The following is a 22348-nucleotide window of genomic DNA, read 5'->3' as shown; positions in this document are numbered from 1 at the left end:
TCCCGGCCCCAACCTATGAGCAACTTCTCGCTGCGCAAGTTCATCGCGGCCGCGGCGCTCGCCGTGTGCCTGCCGTTCGTATCGCAATCTGCGTCAGCGGCGCCCACGGTGAACTTGCCGGACTTCACGACGCTCGTCGATAAAGTGGGGCCCTCGGTCGTGAACATTCGCACGACCTCGCGCGTCGGTTCCGGCAGCGAATTGCGCGGACTGCCGCCCGGCCTGGACGAGGGCGATATGTCCGAGTTCTTCCGACGCTTCTTCGGCATTCCGATGCCGGGCCAGCCGCCGCGCGGCGGTGGCGGCGGAAGCCAGGGCGATCAGGGCAAAGGCGGCAGCCGCAACGCGCCTGACGACAACCAGGACAATTCGGAACAAAGCAGCGGCGTCGGCTCGGGCTTCATTCTGTCGACGGACGGCTACGTGATGACCAACGCGCACGTCGTCGACGACGCGGACACGATCTACGTCACGCTCACCGACAAGCGCGAGTTCAAGGCGCGGCTCGTCGGCGTGGACGAGCGCACGGACGTGGCCGTCGTGAAGATCAGCGCGACGAATCTGCCGGCCATCACCATCGGCGATTCGAACAAGGTGCGCGTCGGCGAGTGGGTGCTCGCCATCGGTTCGCCGTTCGGCCTCGACAATACGGTGACCGCGGGCATCGTCAGCGCGAAGGGGCGCGACACGGGCGATTACCTGCCTTTCATCCAGACCGATGTCGCCGTGAATCCCGGCAACTCGGGCGGTCCGCTCATCAACATGGCGGGCGAGGTGATCGGCATCAACTCGCAGATCTACAGTCGCACGGGCGGCTTCATGGGCATCTCGTTCGCGATTCCGATCGATGAAGCGATGCGCGTCGCGGATCAACTGAAGACGTCGGGCAAGGTCGTGCGCGGGCGCATCGCGGTGGCGATCGGCGAGGTCACGAAAGACGTCGCGGATTCGCTCGGGCTGCCGAAGGCGCAAGGCGCGCTTGTGTCGAGCGTCGAGCCGAACGGCCCTGCCGACAAGGCGGGCGTACAGCCGGGCGACATCATCACGAAGTTCAACGGCGTGAACGTCGATACCGCGACGGATCTGCCGCGCATGGTCGGCGACACCAAGCCAGGCACGAGGACCACGCTCACGATCTGGCGCAAGGGGCAGACGCGCGACCTGCCGATCACGGTCACCGAGATGCAGCCGGACAAGGTCGCGAAGACCGAGCAGAAGAAGGCGCCGCAGTCGAAGGAGCGCGCGAGCAATTCGCTCGGCCTCGCGGTGAGCGACATTCCGGCGGACCAGAAGAAGGCGCTCAAGCTGTCGAGCGGCGTTCAGGTCGATGCCGTGGAAGGGCCGGCGGCGCGCGCGGGATTCCAGAAGGGCGACATCATCATGCGCCTCGGCGATACGGATATCACGAGCGCGAAGCAGTTCCAGGAAGTCGCACAAGGGCTGGACGCCAGCAAGATGGTCGCGGTGCTCGTGCGCCGTGGCGACAACACGCAGTTCGTGCCGCTGCGCCCGCGCTTGCCGCCGCAGAAGTAAGTGCGATGACGTCGAAGCCGGGCGCGACTTTCACTCTGTACGGGCGCGCCTGGTGTCATCTGTGCGAGGACATGCGCGCGGAGCTGGAACCGATCGCCGCTCGGCATGGCCTGGGCGTCGAATGGATCGATATCGACGAAGATCCGCTGCTGGAGGCGCGCTATGACGAACGCGTGCCCGTGCTCGCGCTCGATGGCGTCGAGTTGTGTCAGTACCGCCTCGATGTCGACGCGGTGCATGCGGCGCTGAGCCAGCGCCGTGCGCGTGCGTCGTGAATCGGCCTGAGCCGAATTCCGCCGGGGCAAGCCCGTTTTCGGCTAAAATGCAGAAGTTTTCCCCAAATTTTCAAGGCGTGCTCCGCGTTGGTGAGGGCGCGCCTTTTTCGCTTGATCGGCACTGAATGAATCATATTCGCAACTTTTCGATCATCGCGCACATCGACCACGGCAAATCCACGCTGGCCGACCGCATCATCCAGCTGTGCGGCGGCTTGTCCGATCGTGAGATGGAAGCGCAGGTGCTCGATTCGATGGACCTCGAGCGCGAGCGCGGCATCACGATCAAGGCGCAGACCGCGGCGCTGTCCTACAAGGCGCGCGACGGCCAGGTCTACAATCTCAACCTGATCGATACGCCGGGGCACGTCGACTTCTCCTACGAAGTCAGCCGTTCGCTGTCCGCGTGCGAAGGCGCGCTGCTCGTCGTCGATGCGTCGCAGGGCGTCGAGGCGCAGACGGTCGCGAACTGCTACACGGCGATCGAACTGGGCGTCGAAGTCGTGCCGGTGCTGAACAAGATCGATCTGCCGGCGGCGAATCCCGAGAATGCGATCGCCGAGATCGAGGACGTGATCGGCATCGACGCGACCGACGCCGTGCATTGCAGCGCGAAAACCGGCCTGGGCGTGGAAGACGTGCTCGAATCGCTGATCGCGAAAGTGCCGCCGCCGAAGGGCGATCCGGACGCGCCGCTGCAGGCGCTCATCATCGACTCGTGGTTCGACAATTACGTCGGCGTCGTCATGCTGATGCGCATCGTCAACGGCACCTTGAAGCCGAAAGACAAGATCAAGATGATGGCGACCGACGCGCAATACCCGGTCGAGAATCTGGGCGTGTTCGCGCCCAAGTCGACCAGCTTGCCGCAACTGTCGGCGGGGCAGGTGGGCTTCGTGATCGCGGGCATCAAGGAGCTGACGGCCGCGAAGGTGGGCGACACCGTCACCATCGCGAACCGTCCCGCCACCGAGCCGCTGCCGGGCTTCAAGGAAGTGAAGCCGCAGGTGTTCGCGGGTCTGTATCCGGTCGAAGCGAACCAGTACGACGCGCTGCGCGAATCGCTCGAAAAACTGCGGCTCAACGATGCCTCGCTGCAATACGAGCCGGAAGTCTCGCAGGCGCTCGGCTTCGGTTTCCGCTGCGGCTTCCTCGGCCTTTTGCACATGGAAATCGTGCAGGAACGGCTCGAACGCGAATTCGACATGGACCTCATCACCACCGCGCCGACGGTGATCTATGAAGTCCAGCAGCGCGACGGCACGACCATCTCCGTCGAGAACCCGGCGAAGATGCCGGAGCCGCCGAAGATCGAGGAAGTGCGCGAGCCGATCGTCACGGTGAACCTCTACATGCCGCAGGAGTACGTCGGCTCGGTCATCACGCTGTGCACGAACAAGCGCGGCACGCAGATCAACATGCAGTACCACGGCCGTCAGGTGCAGCTCACCTACGAAATCCCGATGGCGGAAATCGTGCTCGACTTCTTCGATCGCCTGAAGTCGACGTCGCGCGGCTATGCGTCGATGGACTACGAGTTCAAGGAATACCGCGCGGCCGACGTGGTCAAGGTGGATATGCTCATCAACGGCGACAAGGTCGATGCGCTGTCGGTCATCGTGCACCGTTCGCAGAGCCAGCATCGCGGCCGCGAAGTGGCGTCGAAGATGCGCGAGCTGATTCCGCGCCAGATGTACGACGTGGCAATCCAGGCGACCATCGGTTCGAACATCATCGCGCGCGAGAACATCAAGGCATTGCGCAAGAACGTGCTCGCCAAGTGCTACGGCGGCGATATCTCGCGCAAGAAGAAGCTGCTCGAGAAGCAGAAAGCCGGCAAGAAGCGCATGAAGCAGGTCGGTTCGGTCGAAATCCCGCAAGAGGCTTTCCTGGCGATCCTGCGCGTGGACGAGTGACGTTCGCGTCGTTCCACGCGCGGCGCCTGCCGTGAGGCAAACAACGATAACAACTGGAAGCGATTGATGAATTTCGCACTGATTCTTTTGATTCTCGTCGTCTTGACGGGTATTGCCTGGGTGCTCGACAAGCTGGTGTTTCTGCCGCAACGGCGCCGCGCCGCGGAGGCCGCGGTGGCTGAGTTCGACCGCCAGCAGGAGCGCGTGGGCGAGCGTTTCGCCGATGAAAACGCCAACCAGACGCGCGCCCGCCTGCGCGACGACAAGCTGCGCCAGCCGTGGTGGCTCGAATACACGGCGAGCTTCTTTCCGGTGATTCTCGCGGTGTTCGTGGTGCGTTCGTTCATCATCGAGCCGTTCAAGATTCCGTCCGGCTCGATGGTCCCGACGCTGCTCGTCGGCGACTTCATCCTGGTCAACAAGTACGAGTACGGCCTGCGCCTGCCGATCACCAACACCAAGCTGACGAACGGCAGCCCGCTCACGCGCGGTGACGTCGTGGTGTTCCGCTATCCCAAGGACGAATCGGTCGACTACATCAAGCGCGTGATCGGCCTGCCGGGCGACACGGTCGCGTACGAAGACAAGAAGCTCACGATCAACGGCAAGCCGGTGCCCGAAACCGCGCTGCCCGACTATTTCGATGACGAGCGCATCGGTTACGCGAAGCAGTTCGAGGAAGACCTCGATGGCCGCAAGAACCGCATCCTGAACAATCCTCAGGTGCCGCCGTTCATCGTCGGCGCGGACGACTTTCCGTTCCGCGACAACTGCAACTACAACGCGCGCGGCGTCACGTGCAAGGTCCCGCCGGGCAACTACTTCATGATGGGCGACAACCGCGATAACAGCGCGGACAGCCGCTACTGGGGCTTCGTGCCGGACAAGAACATTGTCGGACGCGCGTTCTTCATCTGGATGAACTTCAGCAATCTGAAGCGCATCGGCGGGTTCGAGTGACATCCTAGAGCGACACATACATCGCCGGCTCGCCTGAAGCAAAGCAGCCGGCCATCTTCCTGATCGACACAAGCTTCGAAACGGCGTGAAGAAGCGCGGCTAACACCGTCTCGGCACGCGTTTTCCGGCGCCGACCGGCGGAATCGTCCGCCTTCGCGCCCGCGTTATACTCTCTCCATGCCATCTTCTCCGTTGGAAAGCCGGCTGCGGTACGAATTTCGCAATGCGGAATTGCTGCGCCAGGCGATGACCCACCGCAGTCACAGCGCCACGCACAATGAACGGCTCGAATTTCTCGGCGATTCCGTTCTAAATTGCGTGGTGGCCGCGCTTTTGTTCCAACGATTCGGAAAACTCGACGAAGGCGACCTGTCGCGCGTGCGCGCGAATCTGGTCAAGCAGCAGTCGCTTTACGAGATTGCGCAGGCGCTGAACGTGTCCGAAGACCTGCGTCTCGGCGAAGGCGAACTGCGCAGCGGCGGTTTCCGCCGCCCGTCGATTCTCGCCGACACGCTCGAAGCCATCTTCGGCGCCATCTTCCTCGACGGCGGCTTCGACGCCGCGTTCACCGCCATCAAGCGCCTCTATACGCCGGTGCTGGATCACATCGATCCGCGCACCATCGGCAAGGATGCGAAGACGCTCCTGCAGGAATACCTCCAGGGTCACAAGATCGCGCTGCCGACCTACACGGTCATCGCGACGCACGGCGCCGCGCACAATCAGCAATTCGAAGTCGAATGCACGGTGCCGAAACTCGACGTGAAAGTATCGGGTTCAGGCGCGAGCCGTCGCGCGGCCGAACAGGCGGCCGCCAAGAAGGCGCTCGACGAAGTGGTGGCCGCCGCGCCGACGCTCGGCATGAAACCGAAGCGCAAAGGCGCGCGCGCGGCGAAGCTGTCGCAGCTCGAAGTGGTGCCCGGCGTCACCGGCATTCAGGCCGCGCTCGATCTGCGCTCGCCCGACCGGCGCGAGCGTCATCATGGACCGCACGGCGCGCAGCAGAGCACGCAGGAGCGGCCCGCCACCGCGCCGCTCGCGGTGATCCGGGCGACGCACGTCGAGCCGTCGGCGGGCGCGTATGCAGCCGCCGACAAAGCGGAGCGAGCCGTGATCCACAAGCCGGAACACAAGCCGGAGAAAGCGGCGAAGAGTGAAACCACGCATGCGCCGGAGCGCAGTGCCCAAACGGACAAGCCCGCGCCTTCCCCCGACCGTGACGACGACCATGCGGCCGACGCCGAGACGCGCGACGGCGCGGGTCCGGACGCGCCCGCGGGCCGCGTCGTGCGCGCTGCCGACGCCGGTCACTGACGCGCGCCGCCGTGCCCATCGCGCATTCGCGCCCCAACGAATTCTTGCCGCACACATCTATGAACGCTCCTACTACCTCTGGTTTCCGTTGCGGCATGGTCGCGATCGTCGGCCGCCCGAACGTCGGCAAGTCGACGCTGATGAACGCGCTCGTCGGCCAGAAGGTGAGCATCACGTCGCGCAAGGCGCAGACGACGCGCCACCGCATCACCGGCATCAACACGTTCGACGACGCGCAGTACATCTTCGTCGACACGCCCGGTTTTCAGACGCGCCACAGCGGCGCGCTCAACCGCTCGCTGAACCGCGCGGTGACGTCGACGCTGACATCCGTCGATGCGATTCTCTTCGTGATCGAAGCCGGCCGCTTCGGCCCCGACGATCAGAAAGTGCTCGACCTGATTCCGACCGGCACGCCCACGCTTCTGATCGCGAACAAGCTCGATCGCGTCGGCGACAAGGATTCGCTGTTTCCATTCATGCAGCAGATGTCCGCACTGCGCGACTTTCGCGAGATCGTGCCGCTGTCGGCGAAGCATCCCGACGACATCAAACGCCTGATGGCGGTCGTGAAGCCGTATCTGCCGGAAGGCGAGCCGATCTACGGCGAGGACGATCTGACCGACCGCAGCGAGCGCTTCCTCGCAGCCGAAATCCTGCGCGAGAAGGTGTTCCGCTGGACCGGCGACGAGCTGCCGTACACGAGCACGGTGCTCATCGACAAGTTCGAGACGGAAGGTCGCCTGCGCCGCGTGTTCGCGACGATTCTCGTCGATCGTGACATGCACAAGGCGATGATCATCGGCCAGAAGGGCGCGAAGCTGAAGCAGATCAGCACCGAGGCGCGGCTCGACATGGAGAAGCTCTTCGACGGCCCCGTGTATCTCGAAACCTTCGTCAAGGTGAAGAGCGGCTGGGCGGACAACGAAGCGGGCCTGCGCGCATACGGCTACGAGTAATGCATTGAGCGGACATGAGCGACGGCACGAACGACGCCCGGATGATGCCTCCCGCCGACGATCGTCCTGACGACGATTTCGACGCGAGCGAGCGTCCCGTCGCGCGGGCCGCGAAGAAGCGTGCGCGCGCGCCTTCTTCGTCTTCTTCGCCTTCTTCGTCCGAGGGCGGGAGCGCGCCGCGCAAGCCGCGCTCCGATTTCCGCATCGCCGAGCAGCCGGGCTTCGTGCTGCACAGTTATCCGTATCGCGAGACGAGCCTCATCATCGATGTGTTCTCGCGCGACCACGGGCGCATCGCGCTCGTCGCGAAGGGCGCGAAACGTCCGCATTCCGCGCTGCGCGGCGTGTTGCAGACCTTCCAGCCGCTCGGCCTGTCGTGGTCAGGCAAGGGCGAAGTCCGCACGCTGACGACGGCCGAATGGGTCGGCGGCATGTTGCCCCTGGCCGGTGACGCGCTGCTCTGCGGCTTCTACGTGAACGAGCTGCTGGTCAAGTTCTGCGCGCGCGACGACGCGCATCCGGCGCTCTTCAATCACTATGTCCTCACGCTTTCGCGCCTCGGGCACGACGAGCCCGCCGTGCAAGTGCTGCGTTCCTTCGAGCGCGTGCTGCTGCGCGAAACCGGCTACGCGATGAACCTCATGCGCACCGTCGCGCGCCAGCCGGTCGTGCCCGAAGGCCGCTACGTCTTCGATCCCGACCGCGGCGTGCGCGACGCCTCCGACGATCTCCACACGCAATGGCCGGTGATGTCGGGACAGACGTTCATCGACATGGAGCGCGACGACTACACGAATCCGCAGACCGCCGCGCAGAGCAAGACGCTGATGCGCTTCCTGCTGAATCATTACCTGGGCGGCACGCCGCTCGCCACCCGTCAGATATTGATCGACCTGCAAAAACTATGAGCTTCTTTCTCTCATCGCCTGCGAGCGTGATCGATCTGGGCGTGAACATCGATCACGTCGCCACGTTGCGCAATGCGCGCGGCACGTCGTATCCCGATCCGATCCGCGCGGCGCTCGCCGCCGAGGAAGCGGGCGCCGACGCCATCACGCTGCATCTGCGCGAAGATCGCCGTCATATCGTCGATGCCGATGTGCGCACGCTGCGGCCGCTCCTGAAAACACGCATGAATCTCGAATGCGCGGTGACGCGCGAGATGCTCGACATCGCCTGCGAAATCAAGCCGCACGATGTCTGTCTCGTGCCTGAAAAACGCGCCGAGCTGACGACCGAAGGCGGGCTGGACGTCGCCGGCCAGTTCGAAGGGGTGAAGGCCGCGTGCAGGCAACTTGCCGATGCGGGCGCGCGCGTGTCGCTGTTCATCGATCCGGACGAGACGCAAATTCGCGCCGCGCAGGAAGCGGGCGCGCCCGTCATCGAACTGCATACGGGCCGCTATGCCGAAGCGCACGACGAAGCCGGGCAGCAGCGCGAGTTCGAGCGCGTCGCGGCGAGCGTCGATTTTGGCAATTCGCTCGGACTGAAGGTGAACGCGGGCCACGGCCTGCACTACACCAATGTGCAGGCGATCGCGGCGCTGCCGGGCATCGTCGAATTGAATATCGGGCACGCGATCGTCGCGCATTCGATCTTCGCCGGCTGGGACAACGCCGTGCGCGAGATGAAGGCGATCATGGTCGCCTCGCGCCTCGCGTCGGTCAACGCCCGGTAACCGCACGTCATGGCCATCTACGGAATCGGCACGGACGTCGTGCAAGTGAGCCGCGTCGCGGCGGTGATGAGGCGCACCAATGGCCGCTTCGCCGAAAAGGTGCTCGGGCCCGACGAGCTGCGCATCTATCACGCGCGCAACGCGCGCTCTGAAGTGCGCGGCATCGCGTTTCTCGCGACGCGCTTTTCGGCCAAGGAAGCGTTCTCGAAAGCGATCGGCCTCGGCATGCGCTGGCCGATGACCTGGCGCGCGCTGCAAACGCTCAATGAGCCGAGCGGCAAGCCCATGATCGCAGCATCGGGCGAGCTCGCGCAGTGGCTAGAAGCGCGCGGCATCACCGCGAAGGTGACGGTCAGCGACGAGCGCGACTACGCGGTGTCGTTCGTGATCGCGGAAACGCCGGACGAGCGCGCATAAAAGCGCGCTGATTTCAATCCAACCAAGACAAGAAGCCAATTGAATTCGATGAAACGCACTCCCGGCCCCGTCATGTATGACGTCGCCGGCACGACGCTGACCGACGCGGATATCGAGCGCCTCACGCATCCGATGACGGGCGGCATCATTCTCTTCGCGCGGCACTTCACGGATCGCGCGCAGCTCGTCGCACTGACCGATGCAATCCGCGCGGTGCGCGACGACATTCTGATCGCCGTCGATCACGAAGGCGGCCGCGTGCAGCGCTTTCGCACCGACGGCTTCACCGCGCTGCCCGCGCCGGGCTTGCTCGGCGAACTGTGGGACCGCGACGTGCTCGCCGCGACCAGGGCCGCGACCGCGTTCGGCTACGTGCTCGCGGCGGAATTGCGCGCGTGCGGCATCGACATGAGTTTCACGCCGGTGCTGGACCTGAACTACGGACAGTCGAAGGTGATCGGCGATCGCGCGCTGCATGGCGATCCGCGCGTCGTCACGATGCTCGCGAAGAGCCTGAATCACGGTCTCGCGCTCGCGGGCATGGCGAACTGCGGCAAGCACTTTCCGGGTCACGGTTTCGCCGAGGCCGATTCGCACGTCGCGCTGCCCACCGACGACCGCCCGCTCGACGAAATCCTGGCCGCCGATGTGCGGCCGTACGACTGGCTGGGCATGTCGCTGGCATCGGTGATTCCGGCGCACGTCATCTACACGCAAGTCGACGACAAGCCCGCCGGCTTCTCGCGCATCTGGTTGCAGGACATTCTGCGCGGCAAGCTCGGCTTCAACGGCGCGATCTTCAGCGACGATCTCTCGATGGAAGCGGCGCGCGCCGGCGGCACGCTCACCGAAGCCGCGACAGCCGCGCTCACCGCGGGCTGCGACATGGTGCTGATCTGCAATCAGCCGGCGGAGGCGGGCAAGGTGCTCGAGCAGTTGCGCTACACGCCTTCGAAGGCGTCGGAGCAGCGCATTCGGCAGATGCGGCCGCGCGGCAAGGCGCTGCGCTGGAGCAAGCTGCAGGCGCAGGCGGAGTATCAGGCGGCGCGCGCGCTGGTCACAGAAATGCTCGGTTGAACGAAAAACGCCACGGATTCCGTGGCGTTTCTTATTCAGTCAGACGCAATCACGACGATTCCAGCTTCATTCGCTGCAGCTTGTTGTAGAGCGTCTTCGGGCTGATGCCGAGCAGGGTCGCTGCACGATGACGCGTGCCGCCGACCGCTTCGAGCGTCGCGCGGATCAGCATGTCCTCGACGTCCGCGAGCGCGGTGCCGACCGTCACCTGCACGCTGCTGCCGTTCAGCCCGCGACCGCCCAGGCCGCCCGGTTCGTCGACGCGCAGCGTTTCGATCGTCTCGCCCGACGCGTGATAGGCGCGCCGCACGCGCTCGCGCATCTCGCGCACGTTGCCGGGCCATTCGTTGGCGATGCACTCGCGGATGAACGCCGGACTCACGCGCTTCGGCGATCCGCTCGTGATGCCCGCGATGTGATTCTCGCGATTCAGTTCGTCGACGAGCGTCTCGGCGATCAGCGCAATGTCGTCGTCGCGTTCGGAGAGCGGCGGCAGCATGATCGACGACGCCGACAGCCGCTGGAACAGATCCTCGCGCATCGCGCCGCTCGCGACCGCTTCGCGTATCGGCGTGCGGGACGCGGCGATCAGGCGAAAGTCGGTCATGATCCGGTTGCTGCCGCCGACGCGCATGAAGGTCTGCGAATCGAGCGCACGCAGGAGCGCTTCCTGTTGCGCGGCGGGCAGCGAATCGATCTGATCGAGGAACAGCGTGCCGCCGCCTGCCTGTTCGAGCAGACCCGGCTCACGATTCTCGGCGCCCGCGAACGCGTTGCGCTCATGGCCGAAGAGAACGCTTTCCATCGTGCGCTGCGAGCCGTCGCTGGCGGTGCGATGCGCGGAGCAGTCGAAAGTCACGAACGGACCCTTGCGGCGGCGGCTCAACTGATGAATCGTGCGCGCCGCGATCTTCTTGCCCGTGCCTGGATTGCCGCAGATCAACACGGCGGCTTCCGTGGGCGCCGTATGCTCGATGAGATCGTAGACGTGCTGCATCGCCGCGCTACGGCCGATCATGTCGCCGAAGTGGCCGAGCTCGCGCAGCGTCGAACGTAGCGCCTGGACTTCTTCGGTGAGCTCGTACGGCCGCGGAATGCGCGCAAGCAGGCTGCGCAGCCGCGGAATGTTCACCGGTTTCAGCAGATAGTCCCAGATGCCGTGCCGCAGGCCTTCGATCGCGCTTTCGACGGTTGCATTGCCGGTCATCACGATGACGGGCAGCGCGCCATCGGGCGGTTGCGACGGCAGGCTCGGCAGCAGATCGAGACCGCTGCCGTCGGGCAGATTCAGGTCGATCAGCACGACATCGGGGATGAAGCGGGTCAGTGCGGAGCGCGCTTCGGCGAGCGTCGTCGCGGTATCGACGGAAAAGCCGTCTGCCGCGAGGATCGCGGACAGGCCGGAGAGGCTATTGGGATCGTCTTCGACAATCAGTGCGTGTGGCATGGCGGACCAACGTATCAAAGTGGACTGTATTGCGCCGTCGCTCGTTCAGGCTCGGGCGTGTCGTGGGCGGGATATGACGCCTCGGCGCCTCGCGTTCCGGCGTCTGGCGCTTCGTCACTTTCCCGCTGCGTTTTTTGTCCTGCGTCACTCCCTCGTTCGTCATCTTTGCCGCAAGCGTGTCATTGCGGCCTGAGGTGCAGTTCGTTGCTCACCGACTGCACGCCCGGCACGCCTCGCGCTACGGCGAGCGCTTTCTGGATCTGCACCTCTGAATCCACATATCCGGACAACTGCACGACGCCGCGATACGTCGCAACGCTCATCGGCAGGGCTTTCAGTCCCGGATCGGCGACGAGGGCGGCCTTCACGCGAGCGGCGAGCGCGGCGTCGTCGCTGGCGACCTCGCCGCCCGTGTTCGCCGATGCTGACGGCGTCGACTTGCACCCGCTGAAAGCGAGCGCCGTCATCACGAGCGCCGCAGCGCCAAGAAACCGGCTTCCGGCGAATGGCATGTTCGGCATGTCGGTTCCGAAAACTTGATCTGCATGAAGAGCAGAAATCGTGCCACCAGTTAATTTTTCCGATCAGAACGGTCCGCGCGGTCCGGACGCGAATCCATCGGTCGATTGGCACCGAAAACCAACGGGATGAAACCGGTAAAGTTTGCCTGAAATTGTCAAAAAATTCATGCAAAAGAAAAAGCGCCCGCGAAGGGGCGCTTTTCTTGAAGCCGGGCGGCGGTCCGTTACATCGGACGCCTGGCTTACGACTGAGTCGCGGCTGGATTACGCGCGGCTGCGATATTCGTTCGTGCGGGTGTCGATTTCGATCTTGTCGCCGATGTTGCAGAAGAGCGGCACTTGCAGTTCGAAACCGGTGTTCAGCTTCGCAGTCTTCAGCACCTTGCCCGACGACGTGTCACCCTTGACGGCCGGTTCCGTGTAGACGATTTCGCGAACCAGCGTGGTCGGCAGTTCGACCGAGATGGCCTTCTCGTTGTAGAACACGACTTCGCACGCCATGCCGTCTTCGAGGTAGTTGAGCGCGTCGCCCATCATTTCGGCTTCGACTTCGAACTGGTTGTAGTCGGCGTCCATGAAGACATACATCGGGTCTGCGAAGTACGAGTACGAGACTTCCTTGCGGTCGAGCACGACGACGTCGAACTTGTCGTCCGCCTTGTACACGGTCTCCATGCCGGCGTTCGTCAGCAGGTTTTTGAACTTCATCTTGACGACGGCGGCGTTGCGGCCCGACTTGTTGTACTCGGCGCGCTGCACGACCATGGCATCGCTGCCGATCATGACGACGTTGCCGACGCGGAGTTCTTGTGCGGTCTTCATAAAACTGGGTCCTGTACGAATGGATTTTGGCTGGAATGCCTGAAATGAATTGCAAACGAGGAATGTGCATTCTGGCCGTCCGGGCTGCACGCGCTCGTGCACTCGATTCTTCGCGCCGCCCGATTCCTCGGATAACCGCTTATTTTAACTGAGTTTTTGCTTATTTGGCCAGTCGTATGACCGGGCAGGAAAGGGCGGCGCGCGATTCATCCGACCCGGCGCGCGGCGACGTGCGCGACAAGATTGCCCGCCAGATCGCCGATGCCGGCGAGTTCGTCGGCCCAGCGCGCGGCGCGTGCGTCGAGCGCCGCGCGGTGCCGCCAGAAATCGGGCCAGTCCGGCACGCCCGCGCCGTTCCATGCATGCCAAAAGCGCGAGACCGCATTCCGCGCGGTCGGATCGAGCGCGCCCGTGTAGTGCGCGAGCGCGGCGTCGAGCTTCGGCAGATGGGCATCATCGGCTTGCGGATAGATGTGCCAGATGAACGGCTTTCTCGCCCATTGCGCGCGCACGAAGGAATCTTCGCCGCGCACGAAATTGATGTCGGCGGCCCAGAGCAGTTCGTCGAAACGCGGTTGCTCGACGAAGCCGAGCGCATGGGCTTCCAGCGCGCCCGCGCGCGCCGTTACACCGGCGGCGAACTTCGGCACGTCGAAAAAGCGGGCGAGCGCGCCCGAAATGCGGCCTTCCGGAACGAGCAGGACGATCGGCGCGGCGCCGTCGCGCCATTGAGCAAGGAGCGCATCGACGGCTGGGTTTTCATAGGCGAACAGCGATACGACCGTCGCGCCGGCGCCGGGCCGTTCGATACCGACGCGCTCCTTCCACCACGCCGCCGCATCGAAGCGCGCGCGCCGCGCATCGAGATCGCGTTCCTTCAGCACGCCGCCCGTACCCTCGCCGAGTCCCGGAAAGAAGAAGCTCTTGTCGAGCGGATAACGCGGGTGCGGGGACGGCCGCATGTGGAAATCGGCGACCCAGTCCTCGCCGCTCAGATATTCGAGGTTGATCCACACGGGCTTCGGCGCGCGGCGCGCCATCGCGGCGATATACGCATGCGGCAGCTCGCACGCGAACGCTTCGATCACGACATCGGCGATGGCGAGCGTGTCGCCCGCGTGCGCCGGCTCGCGCCAGTGCTCGATGACGATGCCCTGGGCCTGCTGTCGATCGAGCGTCGCGTCGACTTCCGGGCAGAGCGCATGAAACACGGTCAGATCGTCGACGAAAAGCCGCACGCGCCAGCCATGTTCGGCGCTCAATTGCCGCGCGAGGCGCCAGCACACGCCGATGTCGCCGAAGTTGTCGACCACCGCGCAGAAGATGTCGCAGGCGAGTTCTGGGGCTTTCGTGGCGTCGGGATGCGAAGTCATGGGACGAAGGCGCGCGGCGTAATGTTCTAAACTGGCGATTCTAAGATACCGCCCGCGGCGCGGCGTAGGCTCGTCCGCCCGTGCCGTCCCCGCATCCTCGCGACTTCGCTGCATGACTGATTCCGCCGCACACGAACCCGCTTCCGATCCGCGTAAGGCGGACAAGCCGTCCGATCCGGAACCCGCGGACTTCGATCCGAAAAAGACGCTCGCGCAACTGCCGCATCTGCCCGGCGTGTACCGCTATTACGACGGCGAGGGCAACGTGCTCTACGTCGGCAAGGCGCGCAATCTGAAGAAGCGCGTGTCGAGCTACTTCACGAAGACGCTGCATTCGCCGCGCATCGCGATGATGGTCACGCGCATCCGCAAGATCGAGACGACCGTCACGCGCTCGGAAGCTGAAGCGCTGCTGCTCGAAAACAATCTGATCAAGGCGCTCGCGCCGCGCTACAACATTCTCTTTCGCGACGACAAGTCGTATCCGCTGCTCAAGCTCACCGGCCACAAGTTTCCGCGCATGGCGTATTACCGCGGCGCGGTCGACAAGAAGAACCAGTACTTCGGCCCGTTCCCGAGCGCGTGGGCGGTGCGCGAGAGCATCCAGATCCTGCAGCGCGTGTTCCAGTTGCGCACGTGTGAGGATTCGGTGTTCAGCAACCGCACGCGGCCGTGTCTGCTGCATCAGATCGGACGCTGCACCGCGCCGTGCACTGGCCTGATCAGCGAGGAAGATTACGCGCGCGATGTGTCGAACGCATCGCGCTTTCTGCTCGGACGTCAGGGCGAAGTGATGAAGGAGCTCGAGCAGAAGATGCACGCGTTCGCCGCCGATCTGAAGTTCGAGCAGGCCGCGGCCGTGCGCAATCAGATGAGCTCGCTCGCGACCGTGCTGCATCAGCAGGCGATCGAAGTGGGCGGCGAGAGCGACGTCGATATCCTCGCGGTCGTCGCGCTCGGCGGCAAGATCTGCGTGAATCTCGCGATGGTGCGCGGCGGCCGGCATCTGGGCGACAAGGCGTATTTCCCGGCGCACGTCGAAAGCGCGATGGCCCTCGGCGATGAAGACGATGAAGGTCTCGACGACGACGAAATCGTCGAAGCGGCGCCGGGCGCGCTCGTCGATGTGCCGGCGCCGGAGATCGAAGCGAGTGAGCAGCCCTTCGAAGACGATGCCGAACCAGACGCGGCGGATTCCGCGGACGCATCAGACGAAAGCGAAGCCACGCTCCGCGAAGGCGCGCTCGAATCCGAAGTGCTCGAAGCGTTCATGGCGCAGCACTACATCGGCAATCGCGTCCCGCCGGTGCTCGTCGTGAGCCATGCGCCGTCGAGCCGCCAGCTCGTCGAGCTACTGATCGAGCAGGCGGGACACAGGGTGACGCTGCTGCGCCAGCCGCAGGGGCAGAAGCGCGCGTGGCTGTCGATGGCCGAAAACAATGCGAAGCTCGCACTCGCGCGTCTTTTGTCGGAGCAAGGCTCGCAGCAGGCACGCACGCGCTCGCTCGCGGACACGCTCGGCATGGAGATGGACGACCTCGCGACGCTGCGCATCGAGTGCTTCGATATCAGTCATACGATGGGCGAGGCGACGCAGGCATCGTGCGTCGTGTATCACCATCACAAGATGCAATCGGGCGAATACCGGCGCTACAACATCGCCGGCATCACGCCCGGCGATGACTACGCCGCGATGCGCCAGGTGCTGACGCGCCGCTACGAAAAGATGGTCGCGCAGGCCGCCGCGAACGCGAATGACGAAGCCACGACCCTGCAGCCCGACGACGCGGCCGATCCCAACGTCACGCCCGACGCCGCGACCGCCGTGGCCGCGGGCGGCACGCTGCCGAACATCGTCTTGATCGACGGCGGCAAGGGCCAGGTCGAAATCGCGCGGCAGGTGTTTTCCGAGCTCGGGCTGGATCACGGCATGCTGGTCGGCGTCGCGAAGGGAGAAGGGCGCAAGGTAGGACTCGAAACGCTCGTCTTCGCCGACGGCCGGCCCGCGCTCGAACTCGGCAAGGAAAGCGCGGCGCTGATGCTGGTCGCGCAGATCCGCGACGAGGCGCATCGCTTCGCCATCACCGGGATGCGCGCGAAGCGGGCGAAGGCGAGGCAGACCTCGCGGCTGGAAGAGCTGGAAGGCGTCGGCGCCAAGCGACGCCAGAAGCTTTTGTCGCGCTTTGGCGGACTGCGCGGCGTGCAGGCGGCGAGCGTCGAGGATCTGGCGAGCGTCGAAGGCATTTCGCTCGCGCTCGCGCAGCAGATTTATCGTCAGTTGCATTGAGCAGGAAAGGCCCGCCAGAAGGCGCGCCGCGCTCGCCCGCGCCTTGTGAGCGCGGGGTCGACGCGGCACAATGGCGGCTTCCTTACACGTCCCTCAACCGCTTTCGCCCATGCCGTTCAATCTACCGATCTTCCTGACGTGGCTGCGAATCGTGCTGATTCCGCTCGTCGTGGGCGTGTTCTATTTACCGGACATGATGATGAGCCCGGAGCATCGCAATTTGCTCGGCATGCTCATCTTCGTGCTCGCCGCACTCACCGATTGGTTCGACGGCTTTCTCGCGCGCAAGCTCGATCAGACGTCGTCGTTCGGCGCGTTCCTCGACCCGGTCGCCGACAAGCTGATGGTCACCGCCGCGCTGCTCGTGCTCGTCCAACTCGGGCGCCTGAACGCGGTGATCGCGCTGATCATCGTCGGGCGGGAGATCACGATCTCGGCGCTGCGCGAATGGATGGCGCAGATCGGCGCGTCGAAGAGTGTCGCGGTGAACCAGCTCGGCAAGTTCAAGACCGTATGCCAGATGGTCGCCATTCCGATGCTGCTGTTCTATGGGCCGCTCAGGATCGCCGGCACGCAATGGGTTCTCGACGCGCGCGTATGGGGCTTGTGGCTCATCTATGTCGCCGCGTTCCTCACGGTCTGGTCGATGCTCTACTACATGAAGCTCGCGTGGCCGCAGATCCGCGAGCGCGGCGGCATGCTGTGACATGGCAGCGTGCGCATGCGCAGATGTTGCGCAATCGGGAAAACGCAGCGCCAAATTCCTCTCACAAAACAGTTGACAGCCCTGTTTGCCTTCTACATAATCTCGTTTCTCTGATGCACGGCGCGACGCAGCAAGCGAAGTAGCAGAAGAGTCCGGCAGCAAATATGCGGGAGTAGCTCAGTTGGTAGAGCGCAACCTTGCCAAGGTTGAGGTCGCGAGTTCGAGACTCGTCTCCCGCTCCAGATTTGAAATTTTCGATGTGATCGGCGCTCATTGGCTCAGCGTAACGAAGCATCGGAAATCGGCAGTAGCAGCGTCGCAGGATAATGCGGGAGTAGCTCAGTTGGTAGAGCGCAACCTTGCCAAGGTTGAGGTCGCGAGTTCGAGACTCGTCTCCCGCTCCAGTCAAAGGGGAAGCCAAGCTTCCCTTTTTGTTTGGTGAGTTTGTCGTCGGAACGGCGGCACGCATCAGAACGCATAACGGCGCGGTAGCAAAGCGGTTATGCAGCGGCCTGCAAAGCCGTTTAGACCGGTTCGACTCCGGTCCGCGCCTCCAAGTAAAAAGCCCTGATTCGTCAGGGCTTTTTCTTTTTGCGCGCTGTTTTTGCCCACGATTTCGTGTCATCTCACCGAGCGGCATAATCTCCGTACTTCTGGCACACGACTCCCATGACCGACCGACTCTCCCAACTCGAATGGCGCTGGAAGCGCTTCGACGACCTGACGACCGCCGAGGTCTACGACATGCTCGCCGCGCGCAGCGCCGTGTTCGTCGTCGAGCAGAATTGCGTGTATGGCGATATCGACGGATTCGACGTCGATGCGTGGCATCTCTTCGCCTATGGCGAGGGCGAAAAGCGCCCGGCGCTCGCCGGCTATCTGCGCGTGTTGTTGCCCGGCTGTCCGGACGAAAGCGAGAAGGATGTGCGCATCGGCCGCGTGCTGACGACCGCGAACTTCCGCGGCATGAAGCTCGGCAACGCGATGCTCGAGCGCGCCATCGAGCGCATCCTCGAGCAATGGCCCGATCAGCCGATCAGCCTGCACGCGCAAGCGCACCTGCAGCGCTTCTACGGCGCGTTCGGCTTCGAGCCGTCGTCGGGCGTGCATGACGAAGACGGCATTCCGCACGTCTGGATGCGCCGTCCCGGCCTGCCTTCATGACGCGCTGACTTTTCGGCTTCGCGCTCTTTTCGCAGTCGCGACCGTGCCGACAGCCGCATCCAGTGACGCAGCGCGATCAGCGCGCCGATCACGCTCATCATCGAGCCGGGAATCCAGAGCAGAAGGCCGCCGATCTGCTGATCGCGCATCGGCGTGATCCAGGTGAACGCGCGGCCGCAGATCGAATAGATCGGATACAACTCATGCGGCGTGAAGAAGATGTACGCGCCGAGGATGATCTGCGGCGGAATCGCGGCGATCACCACGAGAGTCCGCCGGCCGGGCGCGAGCCGCGCGGGCGGCGCCGGGCGCGGGTCGAGAATCAGCCACCAGAACAGCAGGCCGTCGATGACCATGCTCCAGTTCATGACGCGATAGAGCCGGTAGTCGAGCATCGCCTTGAAGTGGATCGGCGAAAGCAGCCAGAAGTAGATCAGCCCGACGAACAGCGTGACCGCGATCACCGGGTTGAAGACGATATCGAAGAACATGCGCGCGACGCGTGTTTGCATGGCCGGCAGCAGCCAGCGCCGCCGCCAGGCGAACGGAATGCCCGCGCGCAGCGCCGCGCCGGGATACGACAACGCGATCAGAAACGGCCCGAGATGATGCAGCACGAGATGCTGCAGGCGATGCATGAAGAACTCGTGCTCGAAGAAGTAATCGAGGCGCGTATGCAGCGCGACGTATAGCGCCGTCAAACCGAACCAGAAAGCGATGCGCCGCCCAACCGGCACCCGCGCATGCCGCGCGCCGCGCGCGAACAGAATCCCGGCGACGAGCACGGCGATCACGACCGTTGGCGACGGCTCCCACGGATCGAGCCAGTACAGAAGCGTGCCCATCGTCAGGCGTCCTTCGCGTGGATCACGCGCTTCAGATCGCTCGCGATGGCTTCGATGGAATCGTGATCGGTCGCGAGCAGGCGCGCATGACCGGCGGCATCGAAGATATAGACGGCGGAGCTATGCGTGACTTCGTATGCGCCGCTCGCATCGCGCTTCTCCATCTGATACGCGACGCGATAACGCTGTGCGACCAATTCGATCGCGCGATCCGTGCCCGTCAGGCCGACTGCGTGTTTGTCGTCGAACGCGCGCACGTAGGCGCGCAAGAGCGCGGGCGTATCGCGCGCCGGATCGACGGAGATGAACACGATGCGCGTCTTGTCCGCGTCCGGCCCGACGCGCTGCAAAACCTGCATGAGCCGCGCCATCGTTTCCGGGCAGACATCAGGGCAATGCGTGTAGCCGAAATAGACGAGCGTCGTGCGGCCCGCGAACGATTGTCCGGTGACATGGGCGCCGCCGTCGTCGACGAGGGAAAAATCCAGGTCCGGCAGATGGCCCGATACGTCGGTCAGGCGCCACGGCTCTGCCGGCTTCGAGCAGGCGCCGAGCGCGCACAGCGCAAAAAGGGCGATGAAGCGTAGCGGGCGGCGGAAGAAATCGAGGAACGAAGCGTGCATCGGGAGGCGTGTTGCAGGATGATTCGATACGGATACGTGTCTCAAAATACACGCCTTTCGCAGCGCCGCCAGCGCATCATGTCGCTATCGGACTATTTTTGAGACGATTTGCCGCACGGTTCAAGCGCGCTGAAAGGGCGAGTCGCCAAGACTGTAAGCTAAGACCTTTCCTAATCGAAAGCCGTTGCGCGGTAAGATGCGCACGCGTTGCGTCGTCCGAACCGGGCGCGCGCCCCATCACAGGCAAACCACAGGCTCAAGATCGATGCAAATTCTTCCCGATTCCCTGTCTCTTGCCGAGACCGCCTTTTTCTTCGATTTCGACGGCACGCTCGTCGAACTCGCTTCCACGCCCGATGGCATTTTCGTTCCGCGCTCGGTCCCGGACATCCTGGCGGCGCTCCGGCGCGCGACCAACGGCGCGGTCGCGGTCATATCGGGGCGCGGCATCGACAACATTGATTCGTTTCTGCAGATGGCGGATTTGCCCGTCGCGGGCATGCATGGCGCGGAGCGGCGCGATTCCAACGGCGACGTGCAGCGCATCGGCTTCAACGACGAGCGGCTGCTGCGCATGGAGCACGCGCTCGAGAAGGTCGTCAGCGCGAATCCCGGCATGCTGCTCGAAATCAAGGGCGCGGCGCTCGCGCTGCACTACCGAAACGCGCCAGATCGTGAACCGGCCGCGCGCGTGGCGACCGAAAAGCTCGTCGCCGACTATGCCGACGCGTACGTTCTCCAGCCGGGCAAGATGGTCTACGAGATCAAGCCGAAGGACGTCGACAAGGGACGCGCGGTGCGCGCCTACATGGCCGAGCCGCCGTTCACGGGGCGCAAGCCCGTGTTCATCGGCGACGATCTCACCGACGAAAAAGGCTTCGCCGTCGTCAACGAGTTCGATGGACTTTCGGTGAAAATCGGTCCCGGCGATACGGTCGCGCGGGCGCGCATCGAGTCGGTGGAACTGTTGCTCGACTGGCTGCAAGTGATCGGGGGCACAGCGGGGAAGCACGCGTGAGCCGCCTCATCATCGTTTCGAACCGCGTCGCGCCGATTTCCGAAGGCGGCCCCGCGGCGGGCGGTCTCGCGGTCGGGGTGTACGACGCGCTCAAGGAAACCGGCGGCATGTGGTTTGGCTGGAGCGGCGACGTGCTGACTTCTGCGCCCGACGACATCAAGCTCGAAGAACACGGCCCGGTGACCTTCGCGACCATCGGGCTCGTGCGGCGCGATTACGACCAGTACTACCGCGGGTTTTCGAACGCGACGCTCTGGCCGGCGTTTCACTATCGTGCGGATCTGATCGAGTTCGATCGACACGAATACGACGGCTATTGCCGCGTGAATCGCTGGCTCGCCGCGCAGCTCGCGCCGCTGCTCAAGCCCGACGACGTGATCTGGGTGCACGACTATCACCTGATTCCGTTCGCGCAGGCGCTGCGCGCATTGGGCGTGAAGAATCGCATTGGATTCTTTCTGCATATTCCGTTTCCCGCTTCGCAGATTCTGCTCGCCGTGCCGCGCCATCGCGAGCTGGTGGAGGCGCTCTGCGCGTTCGATCTGCTCGGCTTTCAGACGGAGCCGGATCTGCGCGCGTTCTGCGAGTACGTCGAGACGGAGGCGGGCGGCGCGTTGCGGCGCGACGGCGCGAAGCCGGTCGACGTGCGTGCGTTCGGCCGGACGCTCAGCGCCGCCGCGTATCCGATCGGCGTCTATCCCGATGAAATCGCCGCGCTCGCGAAACACGGCGAAAGCGGGCGCGATGTCGAGATCGTCAAGTCGACGCTGCATCATCGCAAGCTCGTGATGAGCGTCGATCGCCTGGACTATTCGAAGGGTCTCGTCGAGCGGTTCCGCGCGTTCGAGCGGCTGATCGAGCACGACTCGCATCAGCGCAACAACGTGTCCTTCCTGCAGATCGCGCCGCCGACCCGCACGGATGTCGACGCCTACCGCGACATCCGTCTGCAGCTCGAAGCGGAGTCGGGCCGCATCAACGGCCGGTACGCCGAGCTCGACTGGACGCCGATCCGCTATATCCATCGGCAGTACGAGCGGCCGGTGCTCGCGGCGCTGTTTCGCGAAGCGCATGTGGGCCTCGTCACGCCGCTTCGCGACGGCATGAATCTGGTCGCGAAGGAATACGTTTCGGCCCAAGACCCGGACGATCCCGGGGTGCTGGTGCTCTCGCAGTTCGCGGGCGCGGCGCGCGAACTGACGGCGGCGCTCATCGTCAACCCGCTCGACGTCGACGGCATGGCCGATGCGCTCGCCGCCGCGCTCCAGATGCCTCTCAACGAGCGAAAAGCGCGCTACGACGAAATGATGGCGCAACTGCGCGAGAACAATGTCTCGGTCTGGCGCGACAACTTCATGCGGGATCTGAAGGCGTAAAAAAGCCGCTGTCCGTCAAGGAACAGCGGCTTTTCTT

Annotated in this window: 21 protein-coding genes and 3 tRNA genes; 18 read left to right on the top strand and 6 right to left on the bottom strand. The window is 64.2% G+C overall.

Translation table 11 applies throughout. The annotated features are described in order from the left end of the window. Positions 1-15 precede the first annotated feature (15 nt). The 10 genes from AWB75_RS10410 (at position 16) to nagZ (ending at position 10129) form a co-directional block, all read left to right on the top strand. Entirely contained in the window at positions 16-1533 is a 1518-nt protein-coding gene (locus AWB75_RS10410) for a DegQ family serine endoprotease (RefSeq protein WP_061123999.1), read from the top strand. A 5-nt stretch (positions 1534-1538) separates the two neighbouring features. After that, positions 1539-1808 carry a glutaredoxin family protein gene (locus tag AWB75_RS10405; RefSeq protein WP_061123998.1) on the top strand — a complete coding sequence of 90 codons (270 nt, stop codon included), beginning with the start codon at positions 1539-1541 and terminating at the stop codon, positions 1806-1808. 125 nt (positions 1809-1933) lie between these two features. After that, positions 1934-3724, top strand: a complete 1791-nt coding sequence (gene lepA / locus AWB75_RS10400; RefSeq protein WP_061123997.1) for a translation elongation factor 4 — start codon at positions 1934-1936, stop codon at positions 3722-3724. A gap of 66 nt (positions 3725-3790) precedes the next feature. Then, positions 3791-4684 (top strand): signal peptidase I, encoded by an 894-nt coding sequence (gene lepB, locus AWB75_RS10395; protein WP_061123996.1) that lies wholly within the window; start codon positions 3791-3793, stop codon positions 4682-4684. Positions 4685-4861: 177 nt separating this feature from the next. Then, positions 4862-5998, top strand: a complete 1137-nt coding sequence (rnc, locus tag AWB75_RS10390; RefSeq protein ID WP_061123995.1) for a ribonuclease III — start codon at positions 4862-4864, stop codon at positions 5996-5998. Positions 5999-6057: 59 nt separating this feature from the next. After that, entirely contained in the window at positions 6058-6957 is a 900-nt protein-coding gene (era, locus tag AWB75_RS10385) for a GTPase Era (RefSeq protein WP_061123994.1), read from the top strand. 14 nt (positions 6958-6971) lie between these two features. Next, positions 6972-7865: a DNA repair protein RecO gene (gene recO / locus AWB75_RS10380; protein WP_061123993.1), complete on the top strand. Its 894-nt coding sequence runs from the start codon at positions 6972-6974 to the stop codon at positions 7863-7865. After that, complete coding sequence (gene pdxJ / locus AWB75_RS10375) at positions 7862-8635, top strand: pyridoxine 5'-phosphate synthase (protein ID WP_061123992.1); 774 nt, start codon at positions 7862-7864, stop codon at positions 8633-8635. Before recO ends, pdxJ begins: the two co-directional genes overlap by 4 nt. A gap of 9 nt (positions 8636-8644) precedes the next feature. Beyond that, positions 8645-9052, top strand: coding sequence for a holo-ACP synthase (gene acpS, locus AWB75_RS10370; RefSeq protein WP_061123991.1), 408 nt, complete (start codon positions 8645-8647; stop codon positions 9050-9052). 48 nt (positions 9053-9100) lie between these two features. Then, positions 9101-10129 carry a beta-N-acetylhexosaminidase gene (gene nagZ / locus AWB75_RS10365; RefSeq protein ID WP_061123990.1) on the top strand — a complete coding sequence of 343 codons (1029 nt, stop codon included), beginning with the start codon at positions 9101-9103 and terminating at the stop codon, positions 10127-10129. Between the two features lie 49 nt (positions 10130-10178). Here nagZ and AWB75_RS10360 read toward each other — a convergent pair whose 3' ends face one another. The 4 genes from AWB75_RS10360 to earP form a co-directional block, all read right to left on the bottom strand. Beyond that, entirely contained in the window at positions 10179-11576 is a 1398-nt protein-coding gene (locus tag AWB75_RS10360; protein WP_061123989.1) for a sigma-54-dependent transcriptional regulator, read from the bottom strand. A 179-nt stretch (positions 11577-11755) separates the two neighbouring features. Next, on the bottom strand, positions 11756-12097 hold the full coding sequence (locus tag AWB75_RS10355; RefSeq protein ID WP_061123988.1) for a BON domain-containing protein: 342 nt from the start codon (positions 12095-12097) through the stop codon (positions 11756-11758). Positions 12098-12361: 264 nt separating this feature from the next. Beyond that, entirely contained in the window at positions 12362-12919 is a 558-nt protein-coding gene (gene efp, locus AWB75_RS10350; protein ID WP_061123987.1) for an elongation factor P, read from the bottom strand. Between the two features lie 206 nt (positions 12920-13125). Continuing rightward, entirely contained in the window at positions 13126-14292 is a 1167-nt protein-coding gene (gene earP / locus AWB75_RS10345) for an elongation factor P maturation arginine rhamnosyltransferase EarP (protein ID WP_061123986.1), read from the bottom strand. Positions 14293-14404: 112 nt separating this feature from the next. Here earP and uvrC point away from each other — a divergent pair, with 112 nt between their 5' ends. From uvrC to AWB75_RS10315, 6 genes are all read left to right on the top strand, one after another. Further along, positions 14405-16579 (top strand): excinuclease ABC subunit UvrC, encoded by a 2175-nt coding sequence (uvrC, locus tag AWB75_RS10340; protein WP_061123985.1) that lies wholly within the window; start codon positions 14405-14407, stop codon positions 16577-16579. A 109-nt stretch (positions 16580-16688) separates the two neighbouring features. Continuing rightward, positions 16689-17285, top strand: a complete 597-nt coding sequence (gene pgsA, locus AWB75_RS10335; protein WP_061123984.1) for a CDP-diacylglycerol--glycerol-3-phosphate 3-phosphatidyltransferase — start codon at positions 16689-16691, stop codon at positions 17283-17285. 166 nt (positions 17286-17451) lie between these two features. Continuing rightward, positions 17452-17527: transfer RNA gene (locus AWB75_RS10330), tRNA-Gly, on the top strand. A gap of 86 nt (positions 17528-17613) precedes the next feature. Beyond that, positions 17614-17689, top strand: a tRNA-Gly gene (locus tag AWB75_RS10325). Positions 17690-17767: 78 nt separating this feature from the next. After that, positions 17768-17841: transfer RNA gene (locus AWB75_RS10320), tRNA-Cys, on the top strand. A 113-nt stretch (positions 17842-17954) separates the two neighbouring features. Then, entirely contained in the window at positions 17955-18449 is a 495-nt protein-coding gene (locus AWB75_RS10315) for a GNAT family N-acetyltransferase (protein WP_061123983.1), read from the top strand. On the opposite strand, the gene AWB75_RS10310 is transcribed toward AWB75_RS10315, so the two are convergent. After that, the gene (locus tag AWB75_RS10310) at positions 18356-19294 is read right to left on the bottom strand and encodes a cytochrome c oxidase assembly protein (protein WP_061123982.1); all 939 of its coding nucleotides are present in this window, start codon (positions 19292-19294) and stop codon (positions 18356-18358) included. The two genes, AWB75_RS10315 and AWB75_RS10310, sit on opposite strands and share 94 nt — an antisense overlap. Positions 19295-19296: 2 nt before the next feature. Further along, entirely contained in the window at positions 19297-19917 is a 621-nt protein-coding gene (locus AWB75_RS10305) for an SCO family protein (RefSeq protein WP_061123981.1), read from the bottom strand. A gap of 265 nt (positions 19918-20182) precedes the next feature. On the opposite strand from AWB75_RS10305, the gene otsB reads away from it, so the two are divergent. Next, positions 20183-20935 (top strand): trehalose-phosphatase, encoded by a 753-nt coding sequence (gene otsB, locus AWB75_RS10300; protein ID WP_061123980.1) that lies wholly within the window; start codon positions 20183-20185, stop codon positions 20933-20935. Then, on the top strand, positions 20932-22311 hold the full coding sequence (otsA, locus tag AWB75_RS10295; protein WP_061123979.1) for an alpha,alpha-trehalose-phosphate synthase (UDP-forming): 1380 nt from the start codon (positions 20932-20934) through the stop codon (positions 22309-22311). Before otsB ends, otsA begins: the two co-directional genes overlap by 4 nt. The last annotated feature ends 37 nt before the right edge of the window (positions 22312-22348 follow it).

The sequence above is a fragment of the Caballeronia catudaia genome, assembly GCF_001544755.2.
In the GTDB taxonomy this organism is placed as follows: Bacteria; Pseudomonadota; Gammaproteobacteria; order Burkholderiales; family Burkholderiaceae; genus Caballeronia; species Caballeronia catudaia.
Note: the sequence above shows the minus strand (reverse complement) of the source record. Positions and strands in the feature narration are given on the sequence as shown.

Coding starts and splice junctions, on each gene's coding strand:
- acpS (WP_061123991.1), top strand. CDS start 8,645: ATGGCCATCTACGGAATCGGCACGGACGTCGTGCAAGTGAGCCGCGTC.
- AWB75_RS10360 (WP_061123989.1), bottom strand. CDS start 11,576: ATGCCACACGCACTGATTGTCGAAGACGATCCCAATAGCCTCTCCGGC.
- earP (WP_061123986.1), bottom strand. CDS start 14,292: ATGACTTCGCATCCCGACGCCACGAAAGCCCCAGAACTCGCCTGCGAC.
- nagZ (WP_061123990.1), top strand. CDS start 9,101: ATGAAACGCACTCCCGGCCCCGTCATGTATGACGTCGCCGGCACGACG.
- era (WP_061123994.1), top strand. CDS start 6,058: ATGAACGCTCCTACTACCTCTGGTTTCCGTTGCGGCATGGTCGCGATC.
- AWB75_RS10405 (WP_061123998.1), top strand. CDS start 1,539: ATGACGTCGAAGCCGGGCGCGACTTTCACTCTGTACGGGCGCGCCTGG.
- AWB75_RS10310 (WP_061123982.1), bottom strand. CDS start 19,294: ATGGGCACGCTTCTGTACTGGCTCGATCCGTGGGAGCCGTCGCCAACG.
- lepA (WP_061123997.1), top strand. CDS start 1,934: ATGAATCATATTCGCAACTTTTCGATCATCGCGCACATCGACCACGGC.
- AWB75_RS10305 (WP_061123981.1), bottom strand. CDS start 19,917: ATGCACGCTTCGTTCCTCGATTTCTTCCGCCGCCCGCTACGCTTCATC.
- efp (WP_061123987.1), bottom strand. CDS start 12,919: ATGAAGACCGCACAAGAACTCCGCGTCGGCAACGTCGTCATGATCGGC.
- otsB (WP_061123980.1), top strand. CDS start 20,183: ATGCAAATTCTTCCCGATTCCCTGTCTCTTGCCGAGACCGCCTTTTTC.
- lepB (WP_061123996.1), top strand. CDS start 3,791: ATGAATTTCGCACTGATTCTTTTGATTCTCGTCGTCTTGACGGGTATT.
- pdxJ (WP_061123992.1), top strand. CDS start 7,862: ATGAGCTTCTTTCTCTCATCGCCTGCGAGCGTGATCGATCTGGGCGTG.
- pgsA (WP_061123984.1), top strand. CDS start 16,689: ATGCCGTTCAATCTACCGATCTTCCTGACGTGGCTGCGAATCGTGCTG.
- AWB75_RS10315 (WP_061123983.1), top strand. CDS start 17,955: ATGACCGACCGACTCTCCCAACTCGAATGGCGCTGGAAGCGCTTCGAC.
- AWB75_RS10410 (WP_061123999.1), top strand. CDS start 16: ATGAGCAACTTCTCGCTGCGCAAGTTCATCGCGGCCGCGGCGCTCGCC.
- AWB75_RS10355 (WP_061123988.1), bottom strand. CDS start 12,097: ATGCCGAACATGCCATTCGCCGGAAGCCGGTTTCTTGGCGCTGCGGCG.
- recO (WP_061123993.1), top strand. CDS start 6,972: ATGAGCGACGGCACGAACGACGCCCGGATGATGCCTCCCGCCGACGAT.
- uvrC (WP_061123985.1), top strand. CDS start 14,405: ATGACTGATTCCGCCGCACACGAACCCGCTTCCGATCCGCGTAAGGCG.
- rnc (WP_061123995.1), top strand. CDS start 4,862: ATGCCATCTTCTCCGTTGGAAAGCCGGCTGCGGTACGAATTTCGCAAT.